This is a genomic window from Cryobacterium sp. Y11, from assembly GCF_002929535.1.
Taxonomy (GTDB): domain Bacteria; phylum Actinomycetota; class Actinomycetes; order Actinomycetales; family Microbacteriaceae; genus Cryobacterium.
This window is the reverse complement of the sequence record NZ_PJJO01000053.1, coordinates 41,292-57,997: the sequence shown is the minus strand read 5'-3', so window position 1 is coordinate 57,997 and position 16,706 is coordinate 41,292. Positions and strand designations below refer to the sequence as shown.

Below are 16,706 nucleotides of genomic sequence, written 5' to 3'. Positions count from 1 at the left end.
TAGGCTTGGTCCATGCTGGTCCTGACACGCAAACTCGGGGAGAAAATCCTCATCGGTGACGACATCGTCATCACCGTGCTCGACGCGCGCGGCGACAGCGTGCGCATCGGAATCGACGCCCCGCGCGGGGTGAAAATTCAACGCGAGGAAGTGCTGCGTGCGGTCATCGAGGCCAACATGGCGGCGAGCCACGTCGACGAGAACGCTGAGAACCGCATCAAGCGGTCCCTCGGTATGCTCGCTGCCCTGCAATCGGCGCAATCACGCCAATCGCAAGCCGAAGCGCGGCCCAAGCCGCCGCAGCCTCAGCCGGTTTCGCAGAACACCGCCGCGGCACAGCCGTCGGTGCCTCAGCTATCGGTGCCCAAGCCGCTCGTGTCGCAGCCGCCGGTCCAGCCGTAGCGCTGCGCGGGTCACTCGGTGAGGTGCCCGCGCAACTCGTCAATTTCCCGGCGCTCCCGTTTGGTCGGGCGTCCGGCGCCCCGGTCGCGCATCGGCACGAGGGCAACCTCTTCGCGCGGCGGCGGCGGCGGAGTGTGGTCGACGTAGCACTCGGCCGCGACGACTGCACCCACGCGTTTGACCACGAGACGCGATACGATCAGCACCCGATCGAAACCGGCCGTGCGCACACGCACCTCATCGCCGATGTGTAGTACCTGCGCGGCCTTGGCCTTGTCGCCGTTGACCTTCACATGCCCGGCTCGGCAGGCCGTCGTCGCCATCGAACGTGTCTTGAACAGGCGTACGCCCCAGCTCCAGCTATCGACGCGGGCGGAAGTAAGGTCCATCCCACGACTCTATCCGGCTACGTCTCTATCCGGCTACGGCTCTATCCGGCTACGGCTCTATCGGGTCTCGGCCGGCCTCAGGCCGCGAGACTGACCGAATAGATCAGCAGCATGGTCACGAGAAATCCGGTCAGAAAATTGAGCCGGAGAAAGCGCTTCCAGCCGCGGTTTGCGTCGGCAGAATCGGCATCGCTGATTGACCAAAACGGCCACGTAGCGAGAATATACGGCACGACGAGCACGGCAGCCGGTGGCCCTGGCCAGGGCGTGAACAGCATGAGTAGGCCGGCGACGGCCCAGAACGTAATCGCCAGTCGCACCGTCGGCCAGGCACCGAGCGCTGTCGCAATCGAGGCAATACCGGCCTGGCGATCGGGCTCAACGTCTTGCACTGCGCCGAAGGCGTGGCTGGCCATGCCCCACAGAAAAAATGCCGCGAGCAGGGCGAGCAGCCCGGGAGTGATCGTGGCGCCGGCGACGACGAGTCCATAGACGGCCGGGCTGACGAAGTGCGTGCTCGACGTGATCGAGTCCAGAATAGGGCGTTCCTTGAACCGCAGGCCGCGCACGGAGTAGGCGACAACGGCGAATAGGCTCAGCGCGAGAACGAGCCAGGAGAGTGGATGCTTCGCCCCAGCCACGTACACCATCACCCCTCCCACAATTCCCACGCTTAGAACCCCTGCGGCTATCACCGTTCGGTGCAGTGCGGGGTGCAGTAAAGCACCCTCCGCGCCGCCCTTCCGAGGATTGCGCAAATCGGACTCGTAATCGAAGACTTCGTTCACGCCGTACATGAGCAGGTTGTACGGAATCAGAAAGAACAGCGTTCCAACGATGAGCAACGCATCCACTCGGTCGGTGGTCACGACGTAAGCTGCGGCAAAGGGGAACGCGGTGTTGATCCAGCTGAGCGGTCGCGACGACAGTGCAACCTGCCGCGCCTTCCACGACGCCGTGCCGAGCTGCTCAGTCATCCGTTCGTCCTAACTTGGTATCGCCTAAAATCACCCACAATGCCGGTAACAGCACGGCCGCGGCGACCGGGTAGGCAAAATCTTCGATCGGAGCAAGACCAACGAATAGGCCGGAAATATGCTGTGGGTCGTAGCTGAACAGGCCAGCCGCAATCATCAGGTTATCGAATACTGCCGTCAGAAGTAGGGTCAGCGCGAGGGCAAGCGCGACGGCGGGGACACAACGCCGGGAAATCTGCCCGCGGACACCGGCTGCGACGGCGACCAACGCGGCTATCGTCAGAAAGACGGCGTTCACCAGAAGGTAGGTCATGCCAGGGCCCGCCGGGCCAGCTGCACCAGATTCATGGTGAGGTAGCAGAGAAAAATAAGAAAGAACGGCTCCTCAAGCGGTAGTTCCGGTGCCAGCTGCACCCCGGTCATCAGGGCCGTATCCCCCCGGTAAAAAATGCCGAGACCGATGCCGAGCAGATCCCAGCCGAGAAAGAACACCACCCCGAGGCCGAGCACGAGGGTTGCCCGTCGGGCAGAGCGCCAGAAGAACAAGCGCAAGCGCCAATCGAGCAGCACCATGCCTGAGAGCGCGATCAGCAGCGTGAGCAGGTACCAGTAGCTCACGAAGGCGATGTCGCTGACCGTACCTGGTCACTGGTTGGCCGGCTCGGCCGGGCAGGAAGCGGCGTGGCGAGCGGTCCGGTCGTCGTATCATGGCGCATGCGTTTGAGTAGAATTTCGGCGCTGATCAGGCACATCGGCAAACCGATTCCGGGAATGGTTGTACCGCCGGCGTAGAAGAGCCCGGCGATCTTCTGCGACATGTTCGATCCGCGCAGAAACGCGCTTTGCCGCAACGTGTGTGCGGGGCCGAGAGCGCCGCCCTTCCAGGAGTTGAGGTCGTCGGCGAAGTCGGCCGGGCCCACCGTTCGACGCACGCTTACCCGCTCGGCCAAATCGGGGATGCCGGCCCACTCTGCAACCTGGGCGATGGCGGCATCCGCTATCCGCTCGATCATGGTGTCACCGGCCCCATCGATACCGCCGTTGCCGAGCTCCACAGCGGGCGGAACCGGAACCAGCACGAACAGATTGCTCATGCCGGGCGGCGCCACCGACGAGTCGGTAGCGCTCGGCATGCAAACATAGAGCGACGCCGGTGACGGTACGGAGGGGCGTTTGCCGAAGATCTGCCCGAAGTTTTTTCCCCAGTCGGTCGTGAAAAACAGGGAGTGGTGCTGCAGCTGGGGGATTGTGCCCCTGACGCCGAGCATGACCAGCACGGCGCCAGGCCCCGAGACCCGTTTGTCCCACCACGCTTGCGGGTAGGTCTGCAGTGCGGCGGGCACGAGCACGGTTTCGGTGTGATGCAGGTCCGCCGATGACACGACCTGGTCGGCATCCACTTGAATCGTCTCTCCCACCTCGTCGACGTAGCTGACGCCGGCAATGGCCTGTCGATCGGTCACCCGAATGGCCGTGACCGTCGCGTGTGTGATCACGCGTACCCCCTCGGCGCGAGCGATCGCGGCGATACTGTCGATGAGCGTCGAAAATCCGCCTTGCGGGTAGAGCACCCCGTCGGCCAGATCGAGATGGCTCATCAGGTGGTACATCGACGGCGTCAAGTTCGGTGCTGACCCGAGAAAGACGGCCGGGTAGCCGAGAATCTGGCGCAGTCGCGGGTCGCGCACATACCCGGCGATGAACTTGTCCAGCGGCTGCACCAGTAGCCGAGCCAGCCGCCCGAGTCGACGCAGCACATCCCCGACCAGAAACGGACGAAACGATTCATAGCTCGAGTACAGAAATCGTTGCACGGCCAGGTTGTAGGTTTCGGTGGCCGAGTCGAGGTACCGGCTCAGCGCCGCTCCGGCTCCGGGTTGCAACCGCTCAAACAAGCGGATGTTCGCGGCCCGGTCGGCGCGGATATCCACCGGTCGCGGGTCACCTTGAAAATGCACGCGGTAGCCCGGATCTAACGTCACCAGATCTAGTTGTTCGGCTGCGCTGGTTCCAAATAACTTGTAGAAGTGCTCGAACACCGCTGGCATGAGATACCAGGACGGTCCGGTGTCGAAGCGAAAGCCGTTGCTCGTCCAGACACCGGCGCGCCCGCCGAGTTCGGCGCGAGATTCCAGCAGTGTGACATCGTGACCCTCCCGCGCGAGCAGGGCTGCGCTGGCGAGGCCGGCGATCCCCCCACCGATCACGATGGTGCGCGTGGCCTGTGCGGGGGATGTCAACGCTTCCACGCGCCTGGCCCGAATGTCGCGGTAAAGGCAATCACGAGTTTCTCTCCATTCGGCACCCGAACTCGGGCGTGCAGTAACTGATCTGTCTGGGTCGACCGTAGTCGGGTCGAGAGTCGGGTGAACAGGCCCTGGGCTGCGGCGACCGCGCGGCGGCAGCCGGGCGGTAAGAGCGGCAGCACGGCTCTGGCAATCGCGAGGTCGGTATCAATGTCATCGAGAATCTCGTGTTGCTGGGCCTGCGTGAGTGTGAGTGGATCGATCCCGGGAAAATAGTTGCGACCGAGCACCTCGCTATCAGCGGACAGGTCACGCAGAAAGTTGATCTTTTGAAAGGCCGCGCCGAGGTGGCGGGCACCGTTTTCGAGCACGATGAGCTGCCCAGCGTTCGGTGGTCGCTGCTGCACGAAACAGCGCAGACACATCAGGCCAATCACTTCGGCCGAGCCGTAGATGTACTCGGCGACGCCCTGCGCACTGAAGGGGGCCGGGTCGAGGTCGCGACGCATGGCGGCAAAGAAGGGCCGGGTGAGGGTGGAATCGATGCCCGCTTGCCGGGCGGTGCCGGCAAAGGCGTGCACGACGAGGTTGGTGCTGTAGCCGCGCACGATCGCTAGCTCGGTTTCCCGTTCGAGGCCGTCGAGCAGTTCACGCTGTTCGTCCACAGACAGGCCGGCTTCGGTAGCGGCACCGTCGACGATCTCGTCGGCGATGCGAACGAGAGCGTAGATCGTGCGCACCGGTGTGCGCACGCGCGCTTCCAGCAGTCGGGCGGCGAGACCGAACGAGGTAGAGTAATGCCCGATAATCGTCGTGGAACTGGCCAGTGCGGCCCGGCCGTAGAGCTGAATATTGCTACGACTATCGATGGTGTGTGAGATGGTGCGTGATGCGCTCATGAGTGCCCTCATCATTAGTGCGAACGGTTCACGGCGGCACCGGCCAGTTCGGTCAGGCTGGCGCGCAGCTCGGCCGGAATGGTCTGCGGATCGAGCGCCTGTACCGCACGCTCAGCATGGTCTCTGGCGAGCTCCTCGGTGGCGGTTTTCGCGCCACAGGCACGGAGGTGATCACGCGCTCGCCCAGCTTCCTCTTCGCTCAGGTCACTCTTTCCAAGGTACGGTGCGATCAACGACCACGTCGGAGTGCTTCCGGCGTGGGCAATCAGGGTTGTCTGCTTGCCCTCGCGCAGATCGGCCGTGATGCTTTTGCCGGTCTGGGCTGGATCGCCGAACACTCCGAGTATGTCGTCGATGAGTTGAAACGCTACTCCAACAAGGCGTCCGAACCGGCCGAGACTGCCAAGCGCCGCCGATGATGCCCCAGCCAGCGTCGCTCCGGCCTGCAATGGCGCCTCAAAGGAATACACAGCGGTCTTGTTTTCCAGAGTTGACAAAATTTTGGCGACAGTGAGCGGATGCCGGGACGAGCTGTTCGTGACGTCGGCCAGTTCCCCGGCCGCCGAGACAAAAACCGCTCGGTCGAGCAGATCGAGCAGCCTGACGCGGGTGTCATCGTCGACGGGCAGTGTGGCAAGTACCCGGTGGGCTTGGCTGAGGGCGAGGTCGCCGGCCAGGATTGCGGCGGCGACGGCCCACACTCCCGCTTGGTCCGCTGCCGCTCCAGTGGCCAGCGCACGATCGGTGAACCGACCGGCGATGTTGGCCACACCGCGCCGGGCCACATCGCGGTCAATGACATCGTCGTGAATGAGAAACGCCGTGTGCAGCAGCTCAAAACTGACAGCTACCGGCGCGGCGAGGGTCTGGTCGCGTCCACCGAAACCGGAGTAGGCGGCCAGTACCAGCGCTGGACGCACTCGCTTGCCCCCGCTGCTGGCCAGCTCGAGCGAGTCCCACAGCGCCACGAAGTGGTCGCCATAATCCGTGGCCCGCAACCGGGCGGTAGCAAAATAACGGGCCAGCTCGATCTCGATGCCGGCCGGAACCGTGTCAAGCACGAACATTCTTACGTAGATCGCGGAGTGCGTCAGTGGTCTGCACGATTGCTCCCTAATAAAGCCTGGCTTCATGGTGCAAATAACTAACCAGGCTAGCTAGCGCTCAGGTTAGCATGGAGCTATGTCCGACGATGAGAGTATTTTCCCGACCGCAGGGGCGTATTGGTACGACCAGCAGAACGCCGAACAATCGGCAGCACGGGACGTTCTGCTTGCCGTCCGCCGTTTTCGGGTGGCCGACGCCATCATGCGGCGACGAGCTCAGGCCCTCATGCGCATCAATGAAACGGATTTGATGGCCATTCGGCACCTGATCGCCTGCGAGCGGAGTCAGAACGTCGCCAGCCCCAGGGACATCAGCGAGTTTTTGAACATCAGTTCGGCCGCCACGGCGAAACTGTTGTCTCGACTCGAGGCATCCGGTCACATTCGGCGTGAGGTAAACCCGCGCGACGGGCGCGGCCAATTCTTGTTCGCCACCACGGAATCGCACGAGGAGATGCGGCGCACGCTCGGCAACACGCATGAGGAGATGATTGCGGTGGCCCTCGACCTGACTCGCGACCAACAGGGCGCCGTTGTACATTTTCTCGACGCCATGAGCGCGATCGCGGTCGTACCGCTCGACGGGGAAGCATCCGCGTTGTCGAAGGGCGCCGATCTCGCTCACCCCGAGGCTGTCGCGCCGCCCAGCCGAGCGGTTTAAGATGAATCAGTGACTCAACTCTCCCCGCCTGTACCTCAGCCTTCGCCCGCCGCCGCCCACGTCGAGGCGCTGCTGGCCTCGTATCCCGATTTTCCGCAACCGGGCATTCTATTTCGCGATCTCAATCCGGTCTTCGCCGACGCGGTCGCTTTCCGTGCGATCGTCGATGACCTGGCCGATCAGCACCGCGGCCAGTTCGACGCCGTCGCCGGCATCGAGGCTCGAGGCTTTCTGCTCGCCGCTGCCGTGGGTTACGCGGCCCAAGCGGCCGTGCTGGCCGTGCGCAAGGGCGGCAAGCTGCCCGGTACGGTACTCACCGAGGAATACGATCTCGAGTACGGCTCGGCTCGGCTCGAGTTGGAAGTCGGGCAACTGCCGGCCGGAACTCGGGTTCTCATCCTGGACGACGTGTTGGCCACGGGAGGCACCATTGCGGCAACGACCCGTCTGATCGAACGGGCCGGCTATACGCTGACCGGTGTCGGCGTTGTGCTCGAGCTCACGGAGCTGCGTGGGCGCGAACGCCTCGGCGCATCCGCTGTGCACGCTATCAAGTCCATCTAAGGAGCCGAGCACGCGCATCCGTTTTCATTTTCTCGCCGCCGACGTGCATGCTTAGGGCATGACTGAACCGGCCGGTTCCGACGGGACCAACCTCGATGACCCCCGCAGGACTGCGCTGCGTCCGGCGGGTGTCGGCGAGCCAGGGAACGGGGTTGCGCGGAACGAGCTGCCGCGGGACAGCGGCGACGCGTGGGTGTTCAGCCCTGATGGTCGCCGGTTTTGGGGCCGATTCGGTGCGGCCGGACTGCTGGTTCATCACCTCGAATTGGGCATTCTCCTGCAGCATCGCGCGGTGTGGAGCCACTTCGGTGACACCTGGGGCCTGCCAGGGGGTGCTCGCCACGAGCACGAAAGCGCCATCGATGCTGCCCTGCGCGAAGCTCGGGAAGAGGCCGGTGTGCCGGCCCACCTGGTCCGACTGAATTTCACCTCGGTGGTCGACCTGGGAATCTGGTCGTACACCACGGTCGTCGTCGAGGCGACAGAGCGATTTGAGCCGGTCATCAGCGACCTCGAGAGCATTGCCTTGCGGTGGGTGCCGATCGGCGAGGTGGAAGCGCTCGCGTTACACCCCGGTTTCGCGGCGAGCTGGCCAGCCTTGCGCCTGCGCCTCGCGTGACTCGTCTGTGCCCGCACTGGGCGCGAACCGAAAGTATTCTCGATCGAGAATTCATTCGAATGGCGGGGTAACTGGCTGCTCTCGATAGACTCCAAGCGTGGCGGCGGTAGCGAACGGGGCAGTCAGCGATCGGGTGCTGACCCTGCCCAACGTGCTCAGTCTTCTGCGCCTGCTGCTCGTGCCGGTTTTTCTGGTAGTCCTTGCTCAGGGAGAGGATGCCTGGGCGCTGGTTATTCTCAGCGTCTCCAGCTTCACGGACTGGCTCGATGGCTTCCTGGCCCGGCGCTGGAACCAGATCACGCGGCTGGGTCAACTCCTCGATCCGGCCGCCGATCGGCTCTATATCTTTGCCGCGCTGATCGGCTTGGCCTGGCGAGACCTCGTGCCCTGGTGGATCGTGTTCGTCGTGGTCGGGCGCGATGTTTTTCTGCTCGCGCTCGGAATCATCCTGGCCAACTTCGGCTTTGGCCCGCTGCCCGTGCACCATCTAGGTAAGGTCGCCACATTCTGCCTGTTCTACGCCCTGCCAATGATCATGCTCGGACAGGCCTTTCCGCAGCTGGAATGGTGGTCTCAGCCGGTGGGTTGGGCCTTCGGCCTCTGGGGAGCGTTTCTGTACTGGTGGGCCGGCATTATCTACGCCAGTGAAACGATGCGTGTGATTCGCCTACCGCGGGTGGCGGAGGGTGTATCTTCCGATACGCTGGAACGGTAGGAGGTGCATGATGGCCGATCTATCCGGCACGAACAATTCCGAGGAGCCGAACGAGCCCGTGCACGCAGACCTACCCGATAATCCGACGACAGGCGACGAGATGCGCGACGAATCAACGCCCAGTCAAGCACGACCGGAAGTACCAACGCGAGAAGTATCGACGACGGTGAATGATATGTCCAGTACCGACACGACGATGAACTTCAGCCAAGAATTCGCCGCTCAAATCGCGTCCATCGACTCCAACGTGACCGCAGAAGAGCAGGAATCCATTGCGGCGCTGCCGTCAGGCTCCGCTCTCATGGTTGTTCGTCGCGGCCCCAACGCCGGTGCCCGATTTTTGCTCGATGCCAATCACACGAGCGTCGGTCGACACCCCAACGCCGACATCTTTCTTGACGATGTCACCGTATCGCGTCGTCATGCCGATTTTTTGCGCATTGGAACGGCGTTCACGGTAAAAGATCTGGGCTCGCTCAATGGAACCTACTTCAATGGTGAGCGCATCGAGACCGCCGTCTTGTCCGACGGCGCCGAGGTGCAGGTTGGCAAGTTCCGTCTCACCTTCTACGCTTCCCGCCTCGATCTCGCCCGCGCGGCAAGCGAATAGTGGCGGCAAGCTCAGCCCAGGCTCGGTCAGCGTCTGTGCCGGCGGCGAAAGCGCACTCGTCCAGTTCAGCACCGCTGCTGAGCATCGGGCAGGTACTCGCGCGGCTCACCCCGGAATTTGTCGAACTGACACCCTCGAAGCTGCGTTTTCTTGAAGAGCAGGGCCTCGTCTCGCCGGCCCGTACGGACTCTGGCTACCGCAAGTTCGCCACGGGTGACGTGGATCGGCTGCGATTAATTCTGTCCATGCAGCGCGATCACTACCTGCCGTTGAAGGTCATCCGCTCTTATCTCGACGACCTGGATGCAGGTCTGTCTCCGGTGCTGCCCGGGGGAGCCGCGCCAGGGCCGTCGATGCTCGGTACCGTGCGTCGATTGACCAGGGACGAGCTGCTGAAGGAGGCAGGCGCTTCGGCGACATTGTTGCATGATGCCGTCTCCGCCTCCATTATTCTTCCCGCCGATTATTACGGTGACGGCGTGCTGAGCGTGCTGCGCGCCCTCGTTGAGCTTCAGCGCAGTGGAATTGAACCACGCCACCTGCGCGGCTTTCGCGGTGCCGCTGAACGCGAGCTCGGCCTTATTGAGAGCGCCCTCGTGCCACTGGCACGGCGCAAAGACGCGTCGAGCCGGGCCAAGGCCGCTGAAATGGCCGTCGAAATCGCTGGGCAGCTCGAAATCATTCGTGGCAGCCTGATTCGCTCCGCACTGGGTCGTCTGACGAAGTAGGTCGTAGACTGGTGCAGGCGTAAATCGACATCGACGTGCGGTGCTGACGCAGCCAGCGTCACCGGTCGCTGCGTCATCCGACACGCCAAACCAGTCGGACGAATGTCAGGCATGGAGGCACCCCGCCTCGGTACCGTAGACAGAGAACCACAGCAAGACGGTTTCGCATCAGTGGTTTCACCGTCTGTTACGCGGGCGGTGACTGCAAGTATGTTTCAGCATCGTTGATTTTAGCGGAGCCGAGATTTATCGCGTTGACTGGCCGAACTGATTCATCGCACCAAGTAACCCCCCCCGAAAGGCAACCCATATGAGTGAGCTCAAGCCTGACGCTGACGCTTCGCGCTACTCCCTGGGACTCTTGTTCACCGACGGCATGCCAGAGCTTGACGAGAACTCCGGCTACCGTGGCGCTGTTGCCGCGCGTGCCGCCGGCATTAGCTATCGTCAGCTGGACTATTGGGCCCGCACCGGCCTCGTCGAACCCACGGTGCGCGGTGCTGCCGGCTCCGGCTCGCAGCGCCTCTATGGCTTTCGGGACATACTCGTGCTCAAGCTGGTGAAGCGTCTACTCGACACGGGGATCTCCCTGCAACAGATTCGCACCGCAGTCAATCAGCTGCGCGAATCGGGCATCAGTGACCTCGCGCAGACCACGCTCATGAGCGATGGCGCGAGTGTCTACCTTTGCACCTCCAACGACGAGGTCATCGATCTGGTCAGCCGTGGCCAGGGTGTCTTCGGCATTGCCGTCGGCAAGGTACTGCGCGAGGTGGAGACCAGCCTGGTTGAACTCGACATGCAACCCATCGACCCCGCCGACGAGCTAGCCGCCCGTCGCACCACCCGCAAAATCTCCTAGCCCTAGCCCTAGCCCTAGCCCTGCCCCATGACCGCACACATGGTCCGGTAGGTCGATGGTGATCTCGGTAGGCTCGATCAACGGGTGGGGGCGACCGCGGACACGGCCCTGGCCGTTGCACCTGGAACCTCGGGCCGCCGCACAGACAAGCCATTATCCGTTGGTCGAGCTTGCCGAGACCGCAGTCCCGTTGCCGTCACCGCATCTGCGAAACGCATGAACACGCGTAGAGATCGAAGACCGAACTAGACCGCGGGAGCCTCGGCGTACTCGCCGATGCGAGCCGTACGCAGCACGCGGTCGAGTAGCTGGTCGAAGTATCCGGCCATTTCGAGAGCGCTGTCACCCGGCCAGATATGCAGGGGCTTCGCAGCGCCCTGAGCCTGCTGCAGCGACGTGCGCTCCGGTAGTTGCGGACTGAGTACGAGAGGGCCAAACATGTCGCGCAGCTCTTTGATGCGAAACTGGTGCTCCAGCGAGGCGGTGCGGGCGCGGTTCACGATGATGCCGAGCGGTTGCAGACGTGGGCTGAGTCCGCGCCGAATCTCTTCGATCGCTCGCAGGGCACGGTCGGCCGCGGCGACCGAGAACAGACCGGGCTCTGTAACGACCGCGACTCGGTCGCTGGCGGCCCATGCGGTGCGCGTGAGGGCGTTGAGTGACGGCGCGCAGTCGATGAGTACGAGCTCGTAGTCCTTCTCGATGGTCGAGAGGGCCTCTTCGAGCTTCCAAATATCGCGGATGCTGGGGTGCGGCCCATCAAAATTGATCGCGGAGGGGCTGCCAATCATGACGTCGATGGTGCCGGGACGATTCCTGGTCCAACCGCTCGGCGCAATCGCGGCACGAACCGTCTTTTCTTTCGGCGAAGCCAAAACATCGGCAACATTGAGATGACCGGTTACTTGAATGTCCATACCGGTGGACACATCAGACTGCGGATCAAGATCAACGACCAGCGTTCGCACGCCACGGGCGAAGGCTGCTGAAGCCAGACCAAGGGTCACCGTGGTCTTTCCTACGCCTCCCTTGAGGGAGCTAATGCTGAGTACGTGCATGAGTAGCAACGTTACCTTCACTAGTGTTAGAGAACCTAACCGTCAGCTGTGTGCCCGCCGTGCTTGAAAGGTCTGCATGTTCAAGAAAATTTTGGTTGCCAACCGCGGAGAGATCGCGATCCGTGCCATGCGCGCGGCTTACGAGCTCGGCGCCAACACCGTTGCGGTGTTTCCGTTCGAGGATCGCAACTCGCTACACCGTCTGAAGGCGGACGAGGCATATCAGATCGGTGAGGTCGGGCATCCGGTTCGCGCGTATCTCGATGTGAGCGAAATTATTCGCGTCGCTAAAGAGTGCGGCGCTGACGCCATCTATCCCGGTTACGGTTTTCTGTCTGAGAACCCGGAGCTCGCCGATGCCGCTGCCGCTGCCGGCATCACCTTCATTGGCCCGGGCGCGAACGTGCTGGAAATGGCCGGCAACAAGGTCACCGCCAAGGAACACGCCATCGCTGCCGGTGTTCCCGTTTTGAAGTCGACGCAGCCGTCGACCGATGTGGAACTGCTGATCAGCCAGGCCGATGAGATCGGTTTTCCCATTTTTGCCAAGGCCGTTGCCGGTGGTGGCGGGCGCGGCATGCGCCGGGTTGCGAAAAAGAGCGAGCTGCGTGGGGCACTGGAAGAGGCCATGCGTGAGGCCAACAGTGCCTTCGGTGACTCGACGATGTTCCTGGAGGCTGCTGTACTTCGCCCGCGGCACATTGAGGTGCAGATTTTGGCAGATGCTGCCGGCGAGACGGTGCATTTGTTCGAACGTGACTGCTCGGTGCAGCGCCGACACCAGAAGGTCATCGAGATTGCTCCAGCGCCGAACCTGAGCGATGAGATTCGGGTGCAGCTCTACGCCGACGCCATCAAGTTCGCCCGGTCGATCGGGTATGTCAACGCCGGTACGGTCGAGTTCCTGCTCGACACCGTCGGCGAACGCGCTGGTCAGCACGTGTTCATCGAGATGAACCCGCGCATCCAGGTGGAGCACACCGTGACCGAGGAGGTCACCGATGTCGACCTGGTGCAGGCGCAGATTCGTATCGCCGCGGGGGAAACCCTGGCCGAGATCGGACTGACCCAGGGGGAGATCCGCTTGCGCGGAGCAGCCCTGCAGTGCCGTATCACGACCGAAGACCCCGCGGCCGGGTTCCGCCCGGACACGGGCAAGATCACGACCTATCGGTCTCCGGGTGGGGCCGGCATCCGTTTGGATGGTGGCACGATCAACCCGGGCGCGCAGATCAGCCCGCACTTTGACTCGATGCTCGCCAAGCTCACCTGCCGCGGCCGCGACTACGCCGCCGCCGTTGTGCGGTCGAAGCGTGCACTGGCTGAGTTTCGTATTCGCGGCGTGTCTACCAACATTTCGTTCTTGCAGGCCGTGCTCGACGACCCCGACTTCGCCGCCGGCGATCTGAGCACGTCGTTCATCGACGAGCGCCCGGAATTGTTGCGCGGGCGCGAGTCCAAGGACCGCGGCACGAAGATTCTCACGTGGCTCGCCGAGGTCACCGTCAATCAGCCCAACGGGCTGGCGCCGACATCGGTGCACCCGCGCGACAAACTGCCGCAGCTCGACCTGACCCAGCCGGCGCCGGACGGCTCGCGCCAGAAGCTGCAGTTGCTTGGCCCGACCGCGTTTGCCGCTGACCTGCGCGCTCAGACCGCACTAGCTGTCACCGACACCACGTTTAGGGATGCGCACCAGTCGCTGCTCGCGACCCGAGTGCGCACCAAGGACCTGGTCGCCGTTGCTCCCTATGTGGCACGGTTGACGCCGCAGCTGCTCTCGGTCGAGGCGTGGGGCGGGGCGACCTATGACGTTGCGCTGCGTTTCCTTGGCGAAGACCCGTGGGAGCGCCTGGCTGCGCTGCGTGAAGCGTTGCCGAACATCAACGTGCAGATGCTGCTGCGCGGCCGAAACACGGTCGGCTACACCCCGTATCCGACGGAGGTGACCGACGCGTTCGTGCGTGAGGCCACCGACACCGGCGTGGACATCTTTCGCATCTTCGACGCGCTGAACGATGTGTCGCAGATGCGTCCCGCCATCGACGCGGTGCTGAACACCGGCACAGCCCTGGCCGAGGTAGCGCTCTGCTACACCGGCGACCTGCTCGACCCGGCCGAGAATCTTTACACCCTCGACTACTACCTGCGTCTGGCCGAGCAGATCGTTGACAGCGGTGCCCACGTCATCGGTATCAAGGACATGGCCGGGTTGCTGCGCCCAAGCGCCGCCGAGAAGCTCGTGGCCGCGCTACGTGAACGATTCGACCTGCCGGTGCACGTGCATACCCACGACACCCCGGGTGGTCAGCTCGCGACGCTGCTTGCCGCGGCTCGGGCCGGCGCGGACGCCGTGGACGTGGCCTCCGCTCCGATGGCGGGCACGACCAGCCAGCCGTCGGCATCCTCTCTCGTCGCAGCGCTTGCCCACACCGAACGCGACACGGGCATTTCACTCAAGGCGACGACCGACCTCGAACCGTACTGGGAGGCCGTGCGCACCCTCTACGCTCCGTTCGAATCCGGCCTCTCCGCCCCAACCGGCCGGGTCTATTCTCACGAAATTCCCGGCGGGCAGCTGTCCAACCTGCGCACCCAGGCCGTTGCGCTGGGTTTGGCCGATCACTTCGAACTGATCGAAGACATGTATGCCGCCGCGAATACCATCCTCGGCCGAGTGCCCAAGGTCACGCCGTCGTCGAAGGTGGTCGGCGACCTCGCCCTCTACCTCGCCGCTGTCAAGGCCGACCCGGTCGACTTTGAGCAAAACCCGGGCAACTACGACGTGCCAGACTCCGTCATCGGATTCATGGCCGGCGAACTCGGCAACCTACCCGGCGGCTGGCCAGAACCCTTCCGCAGCAAGGTCCTCGCCGGACGCGACGTGCGCATCGGCGTCACCGAAATCACCGACGCGGAACGCGCCGCCCTCGACGCCGGAAGCGTCGAGCGCCGCTCCATGCTCAACCAGCTGCTCTTCCCCGCGCCGACTCGCCAATTCGAACAGGTCAAGGACACCTACGGCGACCTGTCCGTCGTCGACACCCATGACTACCTCTACGGCCTGCAGCAGGGCCACGAACACGCCGTCGAAATCGCCAAGGGCGTGCGCCTCTACATGGGCCTCGAGGCCATCGGTGAAGCCGACGAAAAGGGCATGCGCACCGTCATGACCATCCTCAACGGCCAGCTGCGCCCCGTGTTCGTGCGCGACACCAGCATCACCGTGCAGACCAAAATTGCCGAGAAAGCGGATGCCAACCAGCCCGGCCAAATCGCAGCGCCCTTCTCCGGCGTTGTCACCCTGCAGGTCGAAGAAGGCGCCCAGGTCGAAGCCGGCCAAAGCGTCGCCTCGATCGAAGCCATGAAAATGGAAGCCGCCATCACGACGTCAATTTCGGGCACGATTGAACGCGTCGCCATCCCGCGCACTCAGCAGGTCGATGCCGGCGATCTGCTCGTAACGGTGCGTCCGCGCTAAGATTAGGGCCGTTATCGATGAGTTGAGGATGAACCGTGCCAGACAAACGTACTGACGACCAGAGCGCGCCAGCGCGCCCGGTGTCTGCCGCCGCCGTTCGAGCGGCTGACGAATACCACAGTGAACTGCCGCCGCACACCATCGACAACCTCGCCGCTGCGCTGCCGGAGAGCCTGAGCGTTCCGATTGAGGTGCCGGCAGCGGCTCCGCGGCGTGCGGTTGCCTCGTCGGGTCGCCCGAGCGCCGGTTCCGGCCTGCGTTCCGGTGTCGATACGACCCGCGGCGGGGTGATGCCGGCCACCCACACCGTAGAAATCAGCACCCCAGCACCAGCTCGGGCGGCCGGCGCCAGCTCGGCAATCGAGTCTCTCTCGAAAACGGATGCCGGCTCTCCCGTGCTGCGCGACCGCATCCGCTCAGACAACGCGAGCGCCCCGGAGTCGGCAGCCATGCTGACCCCCGACCGTCTGCTCGCCGTCAACCGTAAGACCCGTAAAGCGCCGCAGGGCACCTGGCCCCGATTCGTCTACGCGATCACCCTGCACCTGGTGAACCTGGGCGACTCGGCCAAGGTGCGTGCCCACCAGGAAATGGACGAGCGCATTCGGCGCAAGTTCGAGGGCGGCACCCGATTCGTGCCGATTCTCACCCGCAAGGGCGGCGTCGGCAAGACCACCGTCACTGCCCTGCTCGGCATGGCCCTCGCTGATGCACGCGACGACCGCATCATCGCCATCGACGCCAACCCTGACCGCGGGACGCTCTCCGAACGGGTCAGCAAGCAGACCCGCTCGACCGTGCGCGACGTCGTCTCAAGGGCAGCGTCGATCGGCAACTTCACCGACTTCTCCACGCTGGTCTCGCGTGATGAAACCCGACTGGATATTCTCGCCTCCGACACCGACCCGCTGCTCTCCGAGGCCTTCGACGAGAACGACTACAACGTCGTGGCCGACCTGGCCGCGCGGTACTACTCCATCGCCCTGACCGACTGCGGCACTGGCATCGTGCACTCGGTCATGCGCGCCACCCTGCAGCGTGCCGACTCGATCGTCATCGTGTCCGGCGGCAGTGTTGACGAGGCCCGTCTCGCCTCCGAGACGTTGACCTGGCTCGAGGCGAACGGCTACGGCGACCTCGTGCGCAACGCCATCGTCGCTATCAACACGGCCACCCAGGGCACCAACCTGGTTCGACTCGAGGAGATCGAGTCGCACTTCCGCTCCCGGGTGCGCGAGATCGTGCGCATTCCGTACGACCCGCAGCTCGCCGCCGGCAGCGTCGTGTCGTACAAAGACCTCAAGCCGATTACCCGGCTTGCCGCACGCACTCTCGCCGAGCTGGTCGTCGAAGGCCTGCCCGCCGACCGCAACCTGTAACGCGCCTGCA

18 protein-coding genes are annotated in these 16,706 nt (G+C 63.7%); 10 read left to right on the top strand and 8 right to left on the bottom strand.

The genetic code is table 11. The features are described 5' to 3' along the window. The first annotated feature begins 12 nt into the window (after nt 1–12). The gene (gene csrA / locus CXY75_RS06765) at nt 13–402 is read left to right on the top strand and encodes a carbon storage regulator CsrA (protein WP_104082067.1); all 390 of its coding nucleotides are present in this window, start codon (nt 13–15) and stop codon (nt 400–402) included. Nucleotides 403–413: 11 nt separating this feature from the next. Here csrA and CXY75_RS06760 read toward each other — a convergent pair whose 3' ends face one another. The 7 genes from CXY75_RS06760 to CXY75_RS06730 form a co-directional block, all read right to left on the bottom strand. Continuing rightward, the gene (locus CXY75_RS06760) at nt 414–791 is read right to left on the bottom strand and encodes an RNA-binding S4 domain-containing protein (RefSeq protein WP_104082066.1); all 378 of its coding nucleotides are present in this window, start codon (nt 789–791) and stop codon (nt 414–416) included. A 77-nt stretch (nt 792–868) separates the two neighbouring features. Further along, entirely contained in the window at nt 869–1,768 is a 900-nt protein-coding gene (locus tag CXY75_RS06755) for a prenyltransferase (protein ID WP_104082065.1), read from the bottom strand. Next, the gene (locus tag CXY75_RS06750) at nt 1,761–2,081 is read right to left on the bottom strand and encodes a lycopene cyclase domain-containing protein (RefSeq protein WP_199182396.1); all 321 of its coding nucleotides are present in this window, start codon (nt 2,079–2,081) and stop codon (nt 1,761–1,763) included. Before CXY75_RS06750 ends, CXY75_RS06755 begins: the two co-directional genes overlap by 8 nt. Then, nucleotides 2,078–2,386 carry a lycopene cyclase domain-containing protein gene (locus CXY75_RS06745; RefSeq protein ID WP_199182395.1) on the bottom strand — a complete coding sequence of 103 codons (309 nt, stop codon included), beginning with the start codon at nt 2,384–2,386 and terminating at the stop codon, nt 2,078–2,080. The genes CXY75_RS06750 and CXY75_RS06745 overlap by 4 nt, the downstream gene beginning before the upstream one ends. After that, the gene (gene crtI, locus CXY75_RS06740) at nt 2,383–4,008 is read right to left on the bottom strand and encodes a phytoene desaturase family protein (RefSeq protein WP_199182394.1); all 1,626 of its coding nucleotides are present in this window, start codon (nt 4,006–4,008) and stop codon (nt 2,383–2,385) included. The genes CXY75_RS06745 and crtI overlap by 4 nt, the downstream gene beginning before the upstream one ends. Beyond that, nucleotides 4,005–4,913 carry a phytoene/squalene synthase family protein gene (locus CXY75_RS06735; RefSeq protein WP_104082161.1) on the bottom strand — a complete coding sequence of 303 codons (909 nt, stop codon included), beginning with the start codon at nt 4,911–4,913 and terminating at the stop codon, nt 4,005–4,007. Before CXY75_RS06735 ends, crtI begins: the two co-directional genes overlap by 4 nt. Before the next feature lie 14 nt (nt 4,914–4,927). Beyond that, nucleotides 4,928–5,974: a polyprenyl synthetase family protein gene (locus CXY75_RS06730; RefSeq protein ID WP_158251143.1), complete on the bottom strand. Its 1,047-nt coding sequence runs from the start codon at nt 5,972–5,974 to the stop codon at nt 4,928–4,930. 121 nt (nt 5,975–6,095) lie between these two features. Here CXY75_RS06730 and CXY75_RS06725 point away from each other — a divergent pair, with 121 nt between their 5' ends. The 7 genes from CXY75_RS06725 to CXY75_RS06695 all read left to right on the top strand — a co-directional run bounded on the left by CXY75_RS06725 (nt 6,096) and on the right by CXY75_RS06695 (nt 10,778). Beyond that, a complete protein-coding gene (locus CXY75_RS06725) occupies nt 6,096–6,680 on the top strand; it encodes a MarR family winged helix-turn-helix transcriptional regulator (RefSeq protein WP_104082062.1) in 585 nt (194 codons plus the stop codon). Between the two features lie 9 nt (nt 6,681–6,689). Beyond that, nucleotides 6,690–7,244, top strand: coding sequence for an adenine phosphoribosyltransferase (locus CXY75_RS06720; RefSeq protein ID WP_104082061.1), 555 nt, complete (start codon nt 6,690–6,692; stop codon nt 7,242–7,244). 58 nt (nt 7,245–7,302) lie between these two features. Then, a complete protein-coding gene (locus CXY75_RS06715) occupies nt 7,303–7,863 on the top strand; it encodes an NUDIX hydrolase (RefSeq protein ID WP_104082060.1) in 561 nt (186 codons plus the stop codon). A 97-nt stretch (nt 7,864–7,960) separates the two neighbouring features. Beyond that, nucleotides 7,961–8,578 carry a CDP-alcohol phosphatidyltransferase family protein gene (locus CXY75_RS06710; protein WP_233201779.1) on the top strand — a complete coding sequence of 206 codons (618 nt, stop codon included), beginning with the start codon at nt 7,961–7,963 and terminating at the stop codon, nt 8,576–8,578. 175 nt (nt 8,579–8,753) lie between these two features. Continuing rightward, nucleotides 8,754–9,188, top strand: coding sequence for an FHA domain-containing protein (locus CXY75_RS06705; protein ID WP_104082158.1), 435 nt, complete (start codon nt 8,754–8,756; stop codon nt 9,186–9,188). A 35-nt stretch (nt 9,189–9,223) separates the two neighbouring features. After that, complete coding sequence (locus CXY75_RS06700) at nt 9,224–9,916, top strand: MerR family transcriptional regulator (RefSeq protein ID WP_104082059.1); 693 nt, start codon at nt 9,224–9,226, stop codon at nt 9,914–9,916. Nucleotides 9,917–10,226: 310 nt separating this feature from the next. Beyond that, the gene (locus tag CXY75_RS06695; protein WP_104082058.1) at nt 10,227–10,778 is read left to right on the top strand and encodes a MerR family transcriptional regulator; all 552 of its coding nucleotides are present in this window, start codon (nt 10,227–10,229) and stop codon (nt 10,776–10,778) included. A gap of 245 nt (nt 10,779–11,023) precedes the next feature. On the opposite strand, the gene CXY75_RS06690 is transcribed toward CXY75_RS06695, so the two are convergent. After that, nucleotides 11,024–11,836, bottom strand: coding sequence for a ParA family protein (locus tag CXY75_RS06690; RefSeq protein WP_104082057.1), 813 nt, complete (start codon nt 11,834–11,836; stop codon nt 11,024–11,026). A 76-nt stretch (nt 11,837–11,912) separates the two neighbouring features. Between CXY75_RS06690 and CXY75_RS06685 the strand changes: the two genes are divergently transcribed. Together CXY75_RS06685 and CXY75_RS06680 are read left to right on the top strand one after the other, a co-directional pair. Beyond that, nucleotides 11,913–15,317, top strand: coding sequence for a pyruvate carboxylase (locus CXY75_RS06685; protein WP_104082056.1), 3,405 nt, complete (start codon nt 11,913–11,915; stop codon nt 15,315–15,317). 35 nt (nt 15,318–15,352) lie between these two features. Continuing rightward, nucleotides 15,353–16,696, top strand: coding sequence for a MinD/ParA family protein (locus CXY75_RS06680; protein WP_233201778.1), 1,344 nt, complete (start codon nt 15,353–15,355; stop codon nt 16,694–16,696). Nucleotides 16,697–16,706 lie beyond the last annotated feature (10 nt).